General features: G+C 55.3%; 16 protein-coding genes. 4 read left to right on the plus strand and 12 right to left on the minus strand.

Features of this window, described 5'->3' with window-relative positions; genetic code table 11:
• Positions 1–482: 482 nt before the first annotated feature.
• A complete protein-coding gene (gene rne / locus HU143_RS13725; protein WP_023227258.1) occupies positions 483–3686 on the plus strand; it encodes a ribonuclease E in 3204 nt (1067 codons plus the stop codon).
• Between the two features lie 254 nt (positions 3687–3940).
• Here rne and flgL read toward each other — a convergent pair whose 3' ends face one another.
• The 11 genes from flgL to flgB all read right to left on the minus strand — a co-directional run bounded on the left by flgL (position 3941) and on the right by flgB (position 13791).
• Complete coding sequence (gene flgL, locus HU143_RS13730; protein ID WP_001223032.1) at positions 3941–4894, minus strand: flagellar hook-associated protein FlgL; 954 nt, start codon at positions 4892–4894, stop codon at positions 3941–3943.
• Positions 4895–4908: 14 nt separating this feature from the next.
• Positions 4909–6570 (minus strand): flagellar hook-associated protein FlgK, encoded by a 1662-nt coding sequence (gene flgK / locus HU143_RS13735; protein WP_000096425.1) that lies wholly within the window; start codon positions 6568–6570, stop codon positions 4909–4911.
• A gap of 64 nt (positions 6571–6634) precedes the next feature.
• Entirely contained in the window at positions 6635–7585 is a 951-nt protein-coding gene (flgJ, locus tag HU143_RS13740; RefSeq protein WP_023227259.1) for a flagellar assembly peptidoglycan hydrolase FlgJ, read from the minus strand.
• Positions 7585–8682, minus strand: a complete 1098-nt coding sequence (locus HU143_RS13745; RefSeq protein WP_001518955.1) for a flagellar basal body P-ring protein FlgI — start codon at positions 8680–8682, stop codon at positions 7585–7587. The genes flgJ and HU143_RS13745 overlap by 1 nt, the downstream gene beginning before the upstream one ends.
• An 11-nt stretch (positions 8683–8693) precedes the next feature.
• The gene (gene flgH / locus HU143_RS13750; RefSeq protein ID WP_001174897.1) at positions 8694–9392 is read right to left on the minus strand and encodes a flagellar basal body L-ring protein FlgH; all 699 of its coding nucleotides are present in this window, start codon (positions 9390–9392) and stop codon (positions 8694–8696) included.
• Between the two features lie 54 nt (positions 9393–9446).
• Positions 9447–10229, minus strand: a complete 783-nt coding sequence (gene flgG, locus HU143_RS13755) for a flagellar basal-body rod protein FlgG (protein ID WP_000625851.1) — start codon at positions 10227–10229, stop codon at positions 9447–9449.
• Positions 10230–10242: 13 nt separating this feature from the next.
• Entirely contained in the window at positions 10243–10998 is a 756-nt protein-coding gene (locus HU143_RS13760; RefSeq protein ID WP_023227260.1) for a flagellar basal body rod protein FlgF, read from the minus strand.
• 20 nt (positions 10999–11018) lie between these two features.
• Complete coding sequence (flgE, locus tag HU143_RS13765) at positions 11019–12230, minus strand: flagellar hook protein FlgE (protein WP_000010567.1); 1212 nt, start codon at positions 12228–12230, stop codon at positions 11019–11021.
• A gap of 26 nt (positions 12231–12256) precedes the next feature.
• The gene (gene flgD / locus HU143_RS13770) at positions 12257–12955 is read right to left on the minus strand and encodes a flagellar hook assembly protein FlgD (RefSeq protein ID WP_000020450.1); all 699 of its coding nucleotides are present in this window, start codon (positions 12953–12955) and stop codon (positions 12257–12259) included.
• An 11-nt stretch (positions 12956–12966) separates the two neighbouring features.
• On the minus strand, positions 12967–13371 hold the full coding sequence (flgC, locus tag HU143_RS13775) for a flagellar basal body rod protein FlgC (protein WP_001196448.1): 405 nt from the start codon (positions 13369–13371) through the stop codon (positions 12967–12969).
• A 3-nt stretch (positions 13372–13374) separates the two neighbouring features.
• A complete protein-coding gene (flgB, locus tag HU143_RS13780; protein ID WP_000887043.1) occupies positions 13375–13791 on the minus strand; it encodes a flagellar basal body rod protein FlgB in 417 nt (138 codons plus the stop codon).
• A 156-nt stretch (positions 13792–13947) separates the two neighbouring features.
• Here flgB and flgA point away from each other — a divergent pair, with 156 nt between their 5' ends.
• From flgA to flgN, 3 genes are all read left to right on the plus strand, one after another.
• A complete protein-coding gene (flgA, locus tag HU143_RS13785) occupies positions 13948–14607 on the plus strand; it encodes a flagellar basal body P-ring formation chaperone FlgA (protein WP_001194087.1) in 660 nt (219 codons plus the stop codon).
• Positions 14608–14698: 91 nt separating this feature from the next.
• Entirely contained in the window at positions 14699–14992 is a 294-nt protein-coding gene (flgM, locus tag HU143_RS13790) for a flagellar biosynthesis anti-sigma factor FlgM (RefSeq protein ID WP_000020893.1), read from the plus strand.
• 4 nt (positions 14993–14996) lie between these two features.
• Positions 14997–15419, plus strand: coding sequence for a flagella biosynthesis chaperone FlgN (gene flgN, locus HU143_RS13795; protein ID WP_000197547.1), 423 nt, complete (start codon positions 14997–14999; stop codon positions 15417–15419).
• An 81-nt stretch (positions 15420–15500) separates the two neighbouring features.
• Here the strand turns inward: flgN and murJ are convergent, their stop codons facing one another.
• A complete protein-coding gene (gene murJ, locus HU143_RS13800; protein WP_023227261.1) occupies positions 15501–17036 on the minus strand; it encodes a murein biosynthesis integral membrane protein MurJ in 1536 nt (511 codons plus the stop codon).
• Positions 17037–17066 lie beyond the last annotated feature (30 nt).

Raw genomic sequence — 17066 nt, forward strand, 5'->3', positions numbered from 1 at the left:
TGCGGTTTTGCTGGTTATTAAAGCGATTGGCTCACGCTGGTGAAAAAACTGTGAGTAAGCGGGTGATAAATGGTAAAAGTCATCTTGCTATAACAAGGTTAGCAGTGGAATAATGATGCGGTTTCCGCACCGAAACTTGTTAAAACAAAAAGTTTAGCGGAATAACCCATTTTGTCTGACCGATCATCAACGCAGCAATGGCGTAAGACGTATTGATTTTTCAGACAGTTAGCGGGCTGCGGGTTGCAGTCCTTACCGGTAGATAGGATCTTCTCTGGAGAGTAATGCCCAGGCTGCTTCCCTGATAATTGCGCTGTGTTTCCGTATGAAATACAGGCAACCGACACTCTGCGCCTCTTTGAGCTGACGATAACCGTGAGGTTGGCGACGCGAAATAGTCACGAGGCCATCGGTTCATGCCCGGTAAGGCGTCACCATGCCCGCAGCTTAGTCGTCAACGTAAGAATAATGAGTAAGTTACGATGAAAAGAATGTTAATCAACGCGACTCAGCAGGAAGAGTTGCGCGTCGCCCTTGTAGATGGGCAGCGTCTGTACGATCTGGATATAGAAAGCCCCGGACACGAGCAGAAAAAAGCGAACATCTATAAAGGCAAAATTACCCGTATTGAACCGAGCCTGGAAGCGGCTTTTGTTGATTACGGCGCAGAACGCCACGGTTTCCTCCCGTTAAAAGAAATTGCCCGCGAATATTTCCCCGCTAACTACAGCGCTCATGGTCGCCCGAACATTAAAGACGTGTTACGCGAAGGCCAGGAAGTCATTGTTCAAATCGATAAAGAAGAGCGCGGCAACAAAGGCGCGGCGTTAACCACCTTTATCAGTCTGGCGGGCAGCTACCTGGTACTGATGCCGAATAACCCGCGCGCGGGTGGTATTTCCCGTCGCATTGAAGGCGACGATCGTACCGAGTTAAAAGAAGCGTTGGCCAGCCTGGAACTTCCTGAAGGGATGGGGCTTATCGTGCGTACCGCGGGCGTGGGTAAATCCGCCGAAGCGTTGCAGTGGGATTTAAGCTTCCGCCTGAAACACTGGGAGGCCATTCAGAAAGCCGCTGAAAGCCGTCCCGCGCCGTTCCTGATCCATCAGGAAAGCAACGTCATCGTACGCGCGTTTCGCGACTATCTGCGTCAGGATATTGGTGAAATCCTGATCGACAATCCAAAAGTGATGGAAATGGCGCGTCAGCATATCGCCGCGTTGGGCCGCCCGGATTTTAGCAGCAAAATTAAGCTGTACACCGGTGAAATCCCGTTGTTCAGCCATTACCAGATCGAATCGCAGATCGAGTCAGCGTTCCAGCGTGAAGTGCGCCTGCCCTCCGGCGGCTCCATCGTCATTGACAGTACCGAAGCGTTAACCGCCATCGATATCAACTCCGCCCGCGCGACTCGCGGCGGCGATATCGAAGAAACCGCGTTCAACACCAATCTCGAAGCGGCCGACGAGATTGCCCGCCAGTTGCGTCTGCGCGACCTGGGCGGCCTGATCGTTATCGACTTTATCGATATGACGCCGGTACGTCACCAGCGCGCGGTAGAAAACCGTCTGCGTGAAGCGGTGCGTCAGGACCGGGCGCGTATTCAGATTAGCCATATTTCCCGCTTCGGCCTGCTCGAAATGTCGCGTCAGCGCCTGAGCCCGTCTCTGGGCGAATCCAGCCATCACGTGTGTCCGCGCTGTAGCGGTACCGGCACCGTGCGCGATAACGAATCTCTGTCGCTGTCCATTCTGCGCCTGATTGAAGAAGAAGCGCTGAAAGAGAATACGCAGGAAGTCCATGCCATTGTTCCGGTGCCGATCGCCTCTTATCTGCTTAACGAAAAACGGACGGCAGTGAACGCTATTGAGACGCGTCAGGATGGCGTCCGCTGTGTCATCGTCCCGAACGATCAGATGGAAACGCCGCACTATTCCGTGCTGCGCGTACGCAAAGGGGAAGAAACGCCGACCCTGAGCTACATGCTGCCGAAGCTGCACGAAGAAGCGATGGCGCTGCCTTCTGAAGAAGAGTACGCCGAGCGTAAACGCCCGGAACAGCCTGCGCTGGCGACATTCGCTATGCCAGATGTGCCTCCGGCGCCGACGCCTGTCGAACCGGCGGTTAGCGTCGCCACGGCGAAAAAGGATAATGTTGCCGCCGCGCAGCCTGCCCAGCCGGGTCTGTTTAGCCGCTTCCTTAACGCGCTGAAACAACTGTTCAGCGGTGAAGAAACGAAAGCCGTCGAAACAGCCGCGCCGAAAGCGGAAGAAAAAGCGGAGCGTCAGCAGGATCGTCGCAAGCCACGGCAGAACAACCGTCGCGATCGTAACGAACGCCGCGACACCCGTGATAACCGTGCCGGACGTGACGGCGGCGAGAGCCGCGACGATAATCGTCGTAACCGTCGCCAGACGCAGCAGCAAAATGCGGAAGCGCGCGATACCCGCCAGCAGGAAACGGCGGAAAAAGTGAAAACCGGCGATGAACAGCAACAGACGCCGCGTCGCGAACGCAGCCGCCGCCGCAATGATGACAAGCGCCAGGCGCAGCAGGAAGTAAAAGCGCTTAACCGCGAAGAACAGCCTGTCCAGGAGACCGAGCAGGAAGAACGCGTTCAGCAGGTTCAGCCGCGCCGCAAGCAGCGTCAGCTTAATCAGAAAGTCCGCTTTACCAACAGCGCAGTGGTTGAAACGGTTGACACGCCGGTCGTCGTCGACGAACCACGCCCGGTTGAAAACGTTGAACAGCCCGTTCCAGCGCCGCGTACCGAGCTGGCGAAAGTTGATTTACCTGTCGTCGCCGATATCGCGCCGGAGCAGGATGATAGCGTAGAACCTCGCGATAATACCGGTATGCCGCGTCGCTCCCGTCGTTCTCCGCGCCACCTGCGCGTAAGCGGTCAGCGTCGCCGTCGCTATCGTGACGAGCGCTACCCGACACAATCGCCGATGCCGTTAACCGTCGCCTGCGCGTCGCCGGAAATGGCGTCCGGTAAAGTCTGGATCCGCTACCCGATTGTCCGTCCTCAGGAAACGCAGGTTGTTGAAGAGCAGCGTGAAGCAGATCTGGCGCTGCCACAACCGGTTGTCGCTGAACCGCAGGTTATCGCTGCGACCGTAGCGTTAGAACCACAAGCGTCGGTACAGGCGGTAGAAAACGTTGCCGTTGAGCCGCAGACCGTCGCCGAACCACAGGCGCCGGAAGTCGTCAAGGTCGAGACAACGCATCCGGAAGTGATTGCCGCGCCGGTTGATGAACAGCCGCAACTGATTGCCGAAAGCGATACGCCGGAAGCGCAAGAGGTTATTGCTGACGCCGAACCGGTAGCAGAAACCGCCGACGCGTCCATTACGGTGGCTGAAAACGTGGCTGATGTTGTCGTTGTCGAGCCAGAAGAAGAGACAAAAGCGGAAGCGGCTGTTGTGGAGCACACGGCAGAAGAAACCGTTATCGCACCGGCCCAGGTGGTGGAAAAGCCGCAGGACGTTGTCTGCGTTGACGATCATAACCACGCCAGCGCGCCGATGACGCGTGCGCCAGCGCCGGAATATGTGCCGGAAACCCCGCACCATAGCGACTGGCAGCGCCCTTCCTTCCACTTTGAAGGTAAAGGCGCAGCAGGCGGACACAGCGCCACACGTCACGCCAGCGCCCCGGCAACACGCCCACAGCCGGTAGAATGATGTAAATGCTGATACAAAGCCGACCGCCAGGTCGGCTTTTTTATGCCCCTTACAGGGCGATGCCTCACCCCATGGCGTCTTTTAGTCACTCCTAGCGTATGAGATCAGGCGGGATAATACGTACGGATGGCGTCGCTACGGGCGCGACAATATGACCACTAACTCAATGACGACTAAAAAAATGCCCGCGCCGGGGTGGATGGCGCGGGCAGACAAAACATATCCAGTTTCGTGATATGTTTCAAAAAGAGGTGTTACCGGTTCAACTGGAAAAGCGACATTCCCTGCATGTCGGTAAACGTTTTATAGGACGCCTGTAATGCCGCCTGTTGCATGACGTAGGAGGAAATGACCGAGTTCCAGTCCACATCTACCAGATTGCTCATCTGCAGCTTCTGTCCCAGCGCACGGTCGCTTCCCAGTGAATCCAGCGTACTGAGTTCGCTCAGTTGCGTTCCCAGTTCCGCACGAACGGTCAGGACGTTATTGAGCGAATTTTTTAAGCCGCGATTGGTTTTATCAATGGCGGCAGCGGCCTTTTCTTTTTCCACGTCATTGCCTTCCACCGGGGTCTTGAGTGCGGCAATTGCCGTATCGAGCATGACAAACAGATTCTTTTCGGAGTCCGAGCCATCCGGTTCCGGCACCGCATTGCTGGTGATGCTATTAAAAATTTGCGCGCCCGTATGGCCAATTACCATCGTGCGTGCGGAATCCACCTGCTGGGTAACACTTTTCTCGCCGCCATGATAACCACCTGTCGCCTGGTCGAATGGCGCCGCTTCCGTTTTATACCCGGCAAAGATATAGCGACCATTGCCGTCAGTGCTGTTTGCCAGGTTCATCAGCTGATCGCGGATCCCCTGTAAATCCGTCGCCAGCGACGCGCGGTCATCGTCGCTTAACGTGCCGTTTCCGGCATAGACGATTTTTTCCTGCGCGGTTTGAATCGCCGTCGTCACCTGACTGAGTACGCTTTCTTCCAGCGACACTTTTTGGGTGGCAAACGTACGCGCCAGGGCATACTGGCTATTCTGCGCCTGCGCCTGAGAGAGTACTACCGCCTGCGACGCGGCGATCGGATCGTCAGATGGGTTGGTAACGCGCTTACCGGTAGACATCTGCTCGCCCAGCTTCATCCATTCGGCCTGAGAATTAGTGATGCCGCTCATATTTTGTTCGTACATCATCTGGGTACTGATACGCATGTCATCCTTCTCCTTTAGCGAATATTCAATAACGCATCAAACAGCGCATTCGCGGTCTGCAATACTTGCGCATTCGCCAGATAATACTGCTGATAACGCTGCAAATTGCCGTACTCTTCGTCGAGGTTAACGCCGGAAACCGACTGTTGCTGTTTATAAAGCTGTTTAACCACATTCGCTTGCGTGGTGCTGCTGGTTTTCAGCGTTGACGTTTTGTTACCCACATCGCTGACCAACGTGGCGTAAGCATCGTTAAAAGTTTTGTTGCCGCCCACTACATTGCTGTTTTGTAAGTCCAGCAATGCCTGACCATTGCGGTTATCGCTGTCGCCGGTATCCACGTCAGGATCGAGTTTTGACTCAGACGCCATCGCAATCTCGGCTTCATTTGTCACTTTAACGTTCATGTCGACGATAGCATTGCTGACCGGCTTGAGAAGAAAACTGTCGTTTTTCTGTGCGCCGGTCCCTACCGTCACTTTCAGACCGTCAATCTCCAGTTTTCCGTCAGCATCTTTTGTTGCCGTGAAGGTGGTGTTATCCGCAGTGCGAGTAACCTGCCAGTCTGTACCGTCAAAAACAATCTTATAATCCGTCGCCTGAACCTTCGTGCTGTCGACCACCTTAGCGGTTAGCGATACCGTTTTATCGGCATTATTACTGTTGCTATATACCACCGGCGAGCCAATGCTAAAGAAGTCTTTCCCTTTATTGCCGTCGGCGTCATAACCTTTGGTATGCTGCGCGTTAAACGCATCGGCAAACGCCAACGCCAACTGGCCCAGCGTATTACGAGTCTGATCCAGATCCTGAGAACGGAACGTCAGTAGCCCGCCGAGCGAACCGGTGTTCAGCAACTTTTCCGGAATTTCGATGTTACCGGCGGCCTCATCGACATAAGCGACAGTCGTTCGCGTCGGGTCGGCGCTGGAGGGAACCGCCGCCAACTGACGCGCCGTCGACCCCTGCACCAGCGTATAGCCATTGGCCATCGTCAGGTTATAGGTGCCGCCGTCCTGTACACTCACCTCGACGCCAACGATCTTGTTAAGCTCGCTAACCAACTGATCACGTTGATCGAGCAGGTCGTTCGGCGATGCGCCCGCGCCTACGCCCGTCATACGGGAGATTTGATCGTTCAGGTTAGCTATCTGCTTCGCGTAATTGTTGATTTGCGCCACGCTGGAGCCAATCGCGATATTGACCTGTTTATCCTGATCGCGCAGATACTGATCGGTGGTTTTGAACTGGTTTACCAGCCCTTCCGCTTTACCAATCAGCGCCTGACGCGCCGCAGGATCTTCCGCATTACTGACTAACGTTTGCAGGCTGGTAAAAAAACTCTGCAGCGAGCCAGACAGTGAGCTGGATTTATCGGCCAGCAGGTTGTCGATTTTCGACATTTGTTCATAGCGCGTGGTTAAGCCGCTGCTCTGGTTTTGCGCGCCGCGTAGCTGATTAGTGATAAACGCATCATATTCGCGCTGTACGCCTGAAACGTAAACGCCATTACCTATCCAGCCGCCAGCCCCTAACGTACTGTTTGCCTGCGCCAGAATAGTTGTCTGCCGGGTATAACCCGCAACGTTATAATTGTTGATGTTATTACTGACCGTATTTAACGCGGCCTGCGCGGCGTTAAGTCCGCTCATGGCGTGATTAATCAAGCTGGACATGATGGTTCCTTTTAATCCTTCAATACTCGTTGTTATCGGCAGCGACTACGTGGACTTGAGCAATTTAAAAGAGATTGTCGAGATTCGCGCTGTAGGTTTTGCTGACCTTTTCACTCATCGCTTTCAACTGCTGAATCATGCTGGTCAATTTACGCGCGTAATTCGGGTCAGTGGCGTATCCGGCGTTTTGCAGAGCCACTGCGCCCTGCTCTGCCGTGGCGGCAGTGGTCACGGCAGCGTAGCGTGGGTTACGCGTTAACAGCGCGACATAATCCGATAACGCCTCCAGATACGAGCTATAGACGCGGAATTTCGCTTTCACTTTTTTCGCTTCGCCATTTTCGTATTCAGTGGTGGTGATTTCCGTCACCGGCCCTTTCCAACTGGCGGTCGCTTTCACGCCAAATACGTTATAGCTGGGTTCGCCATTCTCCCGCAGGATTTGCCGCTGCCCCCAGCCGGACTCCAGCGCCGCCTGCGCCAGAATCAGATGATGCGGCACCCCGCTTTGTTCGCTGGCCAGCCTCGCCGGGAGCGAAAGCCGGGCCAGAAAGTCTTTACTGTCGCCGGAGAGCGGCGCATCGCTGCTGTCCGGCGTTTTCGGTATGGCTTTGCGCACCAGTTGGATCAGCGCCTGATTTTGATAGCTGTTTACCGTCTCCAGGGAGAATTTAAGCGGTACTTGCGGCGCATCATCTGCAGGCATCGTCTGCCCGCCCGTCATCTGTTTAACCATCATATCCGCCAGCCCCAATCCCTTACCGGCGGTCATCTGCTGGGCGATCTGCTGGTCATACATGCTGGTATACAGACGCGTCTGATCGCTGCTGAATAAACCATCTTTGGGTAAAGCCTCGCGCATACTTTTCAGCATCATCTGCACAAACATCCCTTCCACCTGACGGGCCACAGGACGGATATTCGCCGCCGGGTCCTGGCCCGCTTTCGCTTTCAGTTCGTTCAGAGATTGCGCATCCCAGGCCGCGCTGGCCAGCAATTTACCGTCTCCGATCATCAGATGATTTCCAGTTTGGCGCGTAGACAGCCCGCGCTCTGCATGGACTGCAAAATCGACATCAGATCCATCGGCGTCGCGCCAAGCGCATTCAGCGCGCGCACTACGCTGTTCAGATTGGCGCTGGAACGCACGCTCTGTAGCGATCCGCCGCTCTGACGCAAATCTATCTGAGTCTGTGGCGTCACCACGGTCTGCCCGCCGCCAAATGGCGTATTCGGCTGGTTGACGTTGAGTTGGCGATTGACTGTCACTGACAAATTGCCCTGCGCCACAGCGCAGCTATCCAGCGTGACTTCCCGATTCATGACCACCGAACCGGTACGCGAGTTGATCACGACTTTTGCATCCTGCGGCGTCACGTTGACTTCCATATTTTGAATGTCCGCCAGAAAACGCACCTGCGAGCTGTTGCCGCTGGGCACGCGTACCTGTACCGTTCGCGCATCAAGCGCAGTGGCGCTGCCGTAACCGCGGGCGCGGTTGATGGCGTCGGTAATTTGCTGCGCCATCGTAAAATCTTCGTCGTTCAATTGCAGATTAATGGTGTTGCCAGCGCCGAACTGAGTCGGCAACTCGCGTTCGATAATCGCGCCGTTAGTGATGCGCCCGCCATTAAGCTGGTTAACCTGCACGCTACTGCCGCCTGCGGAAGCGCCCGCGCCGCCGACCAGAATATTGCCCTGCGCCAGAGCATACACCTGGCTGTCCACCCCTTTTAACGGCGTCATTAATAACGTCCCGCCACGCAGACTTTTAGCGTTCCCCATTGAGGAAACGACGACATCGATCGTTTGTCCCTGTCGCGCAAAAGGCGGATACGACGCCGTCACCATCACCGCCGCCACGTTTTTCAACTGCATGTTGGTGCCGGTGGGGACCGTAATCCCCAGTTGTGACAGCATGTTATTCAGCGTCTGAGTGGTAAATGGCGTCTGGGTCGTCTGGTCGCCCGTACCGTCCAGCCCGACCACCAGCCCGTAGCCGATCAGCGAGTTTTCCCGTACTCCCTGGACACTGGTCAGATCCCGGATACGCTCGGCGTGCGCCAGAGTGGCAACCAGTGCCAGAACGATTCCTGCAAGAGCTTTAAACACATACACCTCGCTTACATCGGCGACAAATTAAGGAAGAAACGTTGCAGCCAGCCCATATTTTGCGCTTCGTTAATATAGCCGTTCCCGACATATTCAATCCGCGCATCCGCCACCTGTGTCGAGGGAACGGAGTTGCTGCCGCTGATGGTGCGTGGATTTACCACGCCGGAGAAGCGGATGAATTCCGTTCCCTGATTAATCGCGATCTGTTTTTCCCCCACGACGTGTAAATTGCCATTGGCCAGAACCTGATCGACGGTCACGGTCAGCGTGCCGCTAAAGGTATTGCTGGCATTCGCGCCGCCTTTGCCGTTAAAAGAGTTGCCGCCGGAGGCCTCCATATCCGCGCGGGAATTACCGAATAATCCCTGCAGATAACGCGGTACCGTATCAAAACCAAAACTGGTTTTGCCGTCGCGACTGGCATTTGCCGACGAGCTTTTACTGGCGCTGACGTTTTCCTGTAACACAATCGTGAGCGTATCGCCGATATTACGCGGTCGACGATCTTCAAAAAGCGGCTGATAGCCATAATTAATCGGCTGCGCAGACTGAAATATGGAGCCATTCGCCACCGGTACCGGGCCAGGTATCGGCTGCGCCGTGGTCGCCCCCTGCACAAGCGGTTTAGCGGGTATCCAGGCGCATCCTGTCAGCGTCGCGACCATCAGGGCCATAACTGGGTAAGCGTGAAGCGCGTATTTTTGCATTACCTTCATCTTCAAAATCAGGGAGCCGGTGGCGTATCCCCCACCGGCGGCCCCTTAGAGTTGCGTCAGTTTCTGCAGCATCTGATCGGTCGTCGATACTGCTTTACTGTTAATTTCATAGGCGCGTTGAACCTGAATCATGTTCACCAGCTCTTCCGCCACGTTAACGTTCGACGTTTCGACATACCCTTGATACAACAACCCCGCGCCGTTGAGCCCCGGCGTGCTTTCGTTCGGCGCGCCGGACGATTGCGTTTCGATATAGAGGTTCTCGCCAATGCTTTCCAGCCCGGTGTCGTTCATAAAGGTGGTCAGGTTAAGCTGCCCGACCTGAACCGGCGCGGCCTGCCCCTGCTGGGTAACGCTGACCACGCCGTCGCGGCCAATCGTGATGCTTAACGCGTTGGCCGGAATGGTGATTGCCGGCTGCACCTGAAAACCGCCCGCCGTCACCAGTTGACCATTCTGATCCACCTGGAAAGAGCCGTCGCGGGTATAGGCAGACGTACCGTCCGGCAGCATGACCTGGAAAAAGCCCTGCCCTTTAATCGCCACATCTTTACTGTTGTTGGTCTGCGACAGGTTCCCCTGACTGTGCAGGCGCTCCGTGGCGACCGGACGCACGCCGGTACCGATTTGCAGCCCGGAAGGCAGCGTCGTCTGCTCGGACGACTGCGCACCCGGCTGGCGGATGGTCTGATACAACAGATCTTCAAATACCGCGCGCTGACGCTTAAAACCATTGGTGCTGACGTTTGCCAGGTTATTGGCAATCACATCCATATTGGTTTGCTGCGCGTCCAGACCGGTTTTGGCGATCCATAATGAACTGATCATAAAATGTCCTGTATTAACTCATCGACAGCAGTTGGTTAGCTCGCCCTTCGTTCTCATCTACGCTGGTGATAACCTTCATCTGCATTTCAAAACGACGTGCGTTGGCGATCATGTCGGTCATGGCTTCAACCGGCTTGACGTTACTGCCCTCCAGCACGCCCGACATAATGCGAATTGACGGGTCGGCGGCCAGTACCGCCCCGCGTTCAGCCTGTGTCTCGGCGGTAAGGCGGAATAAACCGTCATCGCTCCGCTGCACCTCATTGCCTTCCGCTTTGACCAGCTTCAGTCGCCCAACGGGCGCCACCGTGTTTGGCGGGTCGCCGGGATTGAGCGCGGAGATCGTGCCGTCTGCCGCAATGGTGATTTCCGACCCTTCAGGAACGGTAATCGGTCCGCCTTCGCCGATAACCGGATGTCCCTGAATGGTTAACTGCCCGGTCGGGCCCACCTGGATATTCCCGTTACGGGTATATCCTTCAGCGCCATCCGCCGCTTGCACCACCAGCCAGCCGTCCTGCTGTAACGCGACATCCAGCGGACGGGAGGTGTAGTCCAACTGACCCGGGGTCATATCCGCCCCGGGCGTCGACGCCGTAACCAGCGTGCGCGTTGCTAAAGAGAGGCCATCAACAGGCACCGCGCGTAACGCGTTAAGCTGCGCGCGAAAGCCCGGCGTCGAGGCATTAGCCAGGTTGCTGGCCGTTACCGCCTGCTGGTTAAGCGTCTGGCTGGCCGCCCCCATGGCGGTATAAATTGCGTGATCCATTAAGCTATCCCGTCAGGCGCTTAGCGCAGGTTAACCAGCGTATTGAGGATCTGGTCCTGGGTTTTGATGGTCTGCGCATTCGACTGGTAGTTACGCTGCGCGACGATCATATTCACCAGCTCTTTACTCAAATCCACGTTAGAGGCTTCCAGCGCGCCGTTCGTCAGCTTACCGAAGTTGCCGGAACCGGCAGTCCCCAGCAGCGCTACCCCGGAAGCCTGCGTCGCCGCCCAGACGTTATCGCCCTGGGATGCCAGACCTTCGTTATTGGCGAAGTTAGCCAGCACAATCTGCCCCAGCACCTGCTCCTGCTCGTTGGAGTAGTTGCCAACTACGGTGCCGTCGTTGTTAATCTGGTAGCTCACCAGGTCGCCCGGCTTATAGCCGTTTTGATTGGTGGCGACGATGTTGTTAGCCCCGGTGTTCTGCTGCATGGAGTTAAGGAAGCTGAGGGAGAAGGTGGCCGCTGTCGCGCCATTAATCGTACCGGTGGTGATGTTCACCGTACCGCCAGACTCCAGAATCCCGTTTTCATTGAATTTCAGCGTAGTGGACGCCGTTGTTGGCGCAGTGGCTGCAGGATCGCTGCTGTCATGGGTGTACACAGCCCATTCATTATCTTTGGTTTTCACAAAATAGACGTTCATGTCATGGGCATTACCCTGGCTGTCATAAACGGTGACGGTGCCTTTTTTGTTATACGAATCCGCATCACTCACGCTAAAGGGCGTTTTAGACGGTACAGGGTCCGTTGAGTTCAGGTTGATCTGCATTGACGCGGTGGTGGTCGATTTCGCCGCCATCAGCGTGTTCGGAATGGTGATCGGCGCAGGATTCGCCCCCTGCTGAATGGTCGGCGGCGTACCGGTGGCCGGATAGCCGGTCAACTGCATCCCCTGCATATTGACCAGGTTACGGTTCTCGTCCAGTTTGAACTGGCCGTTGCGGCTATAGAACACGGAACCGTTGCTGTCTACCAGGCGGAAAAAACCGTTCTGGCTAATCGCGACATCCAGCCCGCGCCCGGTGTTCGTTGTCGTACCGTCGGTAAAATCCTGGGTAATCCCCGCCACTTTTACGCCCAGCCCCACTTTGGAACCGGCGAACATATCGGCAAATGATGCCGTACCGGACTTAAAGCCATAGGTGGCGGAGTTGGCGATGTTATTACCGATAACATCAAGGTTGGTGGCCGCAGCGTTCAGGCCGCTAACCGCTTGAGAAAAAGACATGACTGACTCCTGATAAGTGTAAGGGCTTAGATTATTTGCCGAACTTCGTCGAGTGTGGTGGTGCCGTAGGTACCCAGATCCAACAGGTTGCCGTTACTGCCCTTCGTCACGCCCTGTACCAGAGCGAATTGCAGCGGCTGCGCCACCAGTTGCGTCCCGCCATTGCTGGCGGTAATCGCAATGTTGTAAGAACCATTCGGTACCGTTGTTCCGTCCGTTTGCTTACCATCCCAGGTAAAGGTGTGTACCCCGGCTCGCAACTCACCGATCTCCAGCGTCCGTACCACCCGGCCATCTTTATCGGTAATGGTTGCCGTCACTTTGTCCGCAGGCTGTTGCAATTCCACGCCAAACGGCGTCGTGGACGTCACGGCCCCTTCTTCCGCGCCTTTACCCGCCAGAATTGTGGTGCCAGGCACCATAACGCCATGTCCAATCAGCGTGGTCGCCTGTAGGGACTGACTATTATCGATTTGCCCGGAAATAGCCCCCAGCGTCGTATTCAGTTTTTCAATGCCGCTCACGGTACTGATTTGCGCCAACTGTGTCGTTAACTCATTATTTTGTAATGGGTTAGTCGGGTCCTGGTTCTTCAATTGCGCGACCAGTAAGGTCAGGAAACTGCTTTGCAGATCGGCAGCGTTGCTTCCGGTCATCGATCCGCTGCCGGTCGTCGTTTTGACGCCCGTGTTGGTCGGGTCATTCATATTTACGGCAATAGACATACGCGCCTCCTTTACTGGCCTAATGTCAGCGTTTTAAGCATCATGCTTTTTACGGTATTCAGGACTTCGATATTTGCCTGATAGCTGCGCGAGGCTGACATCGTGTTGACCATTTCGCCGACCACATCGACGTTGGGCATTTTGACGTAACCATTAGCGTCCGCCAGCGGATTGCCTGGCTCATAAACCAGCTTTTCCGGTGCCTGACTTTCAATCACGCTGGCGACCTTTACCCCGCCAGTGGCTTGACCCGGCGCGGCGTCCACCTGAAAAACCACCTGTTTGGCGCGATAAGGCTGTCCGTCCGGGCCGGTGACGCTATCCGCATTCGCCAGGTTACTGGCCGCAACGTTCAACCGTTTGGACTGTGCGGCAAGCGCCGATCCGGCAATATCAAAAATGTTTAACAGCGCCACGAATTAGTTTCCTCCCTGTAGCACATTCATCATGCCTTTGAGTTGGCTACCCAGAACGGTAAGCCCCATCTGATATTTGAGACTGTTATCCGCAAACTGCGTACGTTCCCTGTCCATATCTACGGTATTACCATCCAAAGAAGGCTGATCGGGTACGCGATAAAGCAGATCCACTGCGGGAGAAGAGACCGCCTGAGCGGGAATATGGTGAGAGGAAGTCAACGTTAACGCGACGCCGCCGGTTTCTTCCCGTCCACGCACCATCACCTTTTTTAACTCACTGGCAAAATCAATATCGCGCGCCTGATACCCCGGCGTATCGGCATTAGCGATATTCGCCGCTAATATTTCCTGACGTTGCGCGCGCAGATTTAGCGCTTCCTGCTGAAATCGTAAGGCGGCATCGAGCCTGTCGAGCATATCTCCTCCGCAAATGGCAAAATTCAGCCGACAGCTTAAATGCCTTCACGCGCGCGTTATCGCCGGAATAAACGCAAAATGCGTCGCTATTTATTGCGTTGATGCTTGCTTCACACGGGTAGAATCCTGTCATGACATCAACCAGGGGGAAGTACCATGCAAACGTTAAAACGAGGATTCGCCGTGGCGGCTTTGCTGTTCAGCCCCCTGACAATGGCGCAGGACATCAACGCCCAGCTGACCACGTGGTTTTCCCAGCGTCTGGCTGGCTTCAGCGACGAGGTGGTTGTCACGCTCCGTTCATCGCCCAATCTGCTGCCGAGCTGCGAGCAGCCAGCCTTCAGCATGACGGGCAGCGCGAAGCTGTGGGGCAACGTCAATGTGGTGGCGCGCTGCGCCAATGAAAAACGTTATTTGCAGGTGAATGTGCAAGCGACCGGCAATTATGTCGCCGTTGCCGCGCCCGTCGCGCGCGGCGGAAAATTGACGCCGGCCAACGTCACGCTAAAACGTGGCAGGCTGGATCAGTTACCGCCGCGGACGGTACTGGATATCCGTCAGATTCAGGATGCCGTCAGTTTGCGCGATCTCGCTCCCGGGCAGCCGGTACAGCTTACGATGATACGTCAGGCCTGGCGCGTCAAAGCGGGTCAACGAGTACAGGTCATCGCCAATGGCGAGGGGTTTAGCGTCAATGCGGAAGGTCAGGCGATGAATAATGCCACCGTCGCGCAAAATGCGCGCGTGCGCATGACATCGGGTCAAATCGTGAGTGGAACCGTCGATTCTGATGGGAATATTCTTATTAACCTATAATTGTGTAAAGATTTTGTCGCGGCTGCCGATGAGATATTCAACCATGATGGTAGCTGGCCGCTACAACGTAACCCTCGATGAGGATAAATAAATGAGCATTGACCGTACCTCACCTTTGAAACCCGTTAGCACTGTCCAGACGCGCGAAACCAGCGACACGCCGGTACAAAAAACGCGTCAGGAAAAAACGTCCGCCGCGACGAGCGCCAGCGTAACGTTAAGCGACGCGCAAGCGAAGCTCATGCAGCCAGGCGTCAGCGACATTAATATGGAACGCGTCGAAGCATTAAAAACGGCTATCCGTAACGGTGAGTTAAAAATGGATACGGGAAAAATAGCAGACTCGCTCATTCGCGAGGCGCAGAGCTACTTACAGAGTAAATAAGCGTATGACTCGTTTGTCAGAAATACTTGACCAGATGACCACCGTCCTGAATGACCTGAAGACGGTGATGGACGCCGAGCAACAACAGCTTTCCGTAGGCCAGATTAACGGCAGCCAGCTACAGCGTATTACAGAAGAAAAAAGCTCGTTGCTGGCGACGCTGGATTATCTGGAACAACAGCGCCGTCTGGAGCAGAACGCGCAGCGTAGCGCAAACGATGACATTGCAGAGCGCTGGCAGGCGATTACCGAAAAAACGCAGCATCTGCGCGACCTCAACCAGCACAACGGCTGGCTGCTGGAAGGGCAAATCGAGCGTAATCAACAGGCGCTGGAGGTGCTGAAACCTCACCAGGAGCCGACCTTGTACGGGGCTGACGGCCAGACTTCCGTCTCTCACCGCGGCGGTAAAAAAATTTCTATCTAATCATTGCCGGATGGCGACGTTGCGCCTTTCCGGCCTGAATGCCTTGTAGGCCTGATAGCACAGCGCTATCAGGCACTGAATTTACACCGTCCGGCGAACAAACTCTTTCACTTTAAAGCCCAGCACGGCAAGCGCGGCGAAATAGGCCGCGATACCCGCGATCACTACCGCCATCAAACGCAGCAAACGCCATAGCATCGACCCTTGCGACCACTCCGGCATAATATGCAACACGCCGAACAATACGGCGGCCATCACCAGTACGGAAATGATCAGACGCATCAGGAACCACATCCAACCCGGTTGTGGCGTAAAGATATTCTGTTTGCGCAGTTGCCAGTACAGCAGCGACGCATTGAGACATGCCGCCAGACCAATAGAGAGCGACAGCCCGGCGTGTTTCAGCGGTCCAATAAACGCCAGGTTCATTAACTGCGTCATGATTAACGTCACGATGGCGATTTTCACCGGCGTTTTAATATCCTGGCGAGAATAGAAGCCCGGAGCCAGCACTTTTACGACGATCAAACCAATCAGCCCCACCGAATAGGCGATTAACGCCCGCTGCGTCATCGCCGCATCAAAAGCGGTGAATTTACCGTACTGAAACAGCGAGACCGTCAGCGGCTTCGCCAGGATGCCTAACGCTACCGCGCTCGGCAACGCCAGTAAAAAGCACAAACGCAGCCCCCAGTCCATCAGGCGGCAGTACTCATCATGATTGCCGCTGGCAAAGCTTTTCGACAATGACGGCAACAGGATGGTCCCCAACGCCACGCCCAGCACGCCGGACGGGAACTCCATCAACCGATCGGCATAGTACATCCATGAGACCGAGCCGGAGGCCAGAAACGAGGCAAAAATGGTATTGATGATAAGGGAAATCTGACTGACGGATACGCCCAAAATCGCCGGCCCCATCTGTTTGACCACCCGCATCGCCCCAGTGTCGCGAAAGTTAATGCGCGGCAGCACCAGCATACCGATCTTTTTCAAATACGGAAGTTGATACACCAGTTGCAGCACGCCGCCGACGGTGACTGCCCAGGCTAACGCCAGCACCGGCGGATTAAAGTATGGCGCGGCGAATAATGCAAAACCAATCATGCTGATATTAAGAAATGTCGGCGCAAAAGCGGGAATAGAGAAGCGATTCCAGGTGTTGAGAATGGCGCCAACCAGTGAAGCCAGCGAGATCAGCAGAATATAGGGAAACGTAATCCGCAGCAGTTGCGTCGTCAGCGCGAATTTATCCGCAGTATCGGCAAAACCCGGCGCGGTTACCATAATCACCCACGGGGCGGCCAGCATACCGGCCACCGTCACGACGGCCAATGCCAGCGTCAACAGGCCGGAAACGTAAGCGACAAAGATCCGCGTCGCTTCTTCACCCTGCTTGCTCTTATATTCCGCCAGGATAGGCACAAAGGCCTGAGAAAAAGCGCCTTCGGCAAAGATCCGGCGTAGTAGATTGGGGAGTTTAAACGCCACAAAAAAGGCGTCGGTCGCCATCCCTGCGCCAAAAATTCTGGCGACAATCGCATCACGGGCAAAGCCCAACACGCGTGAAAACATAGTCATCGAGCTGACGGCAGCCAGCGATTTCAATAAATTCATTTCTTTTGTATTCCAGACCCTGGCGTAAAA

The sequence above is a fragment of the Salmonella sp. SJTUF14076 genome, from assembly GCF_015534835.1.
Classification (GTDB): domain Bacteria; phylum Pseudomonadota; class Gammaproteobacteria; order Enterobacterales; family Enterobacteriaceae; genus Salmonella; species Salmonella enterica.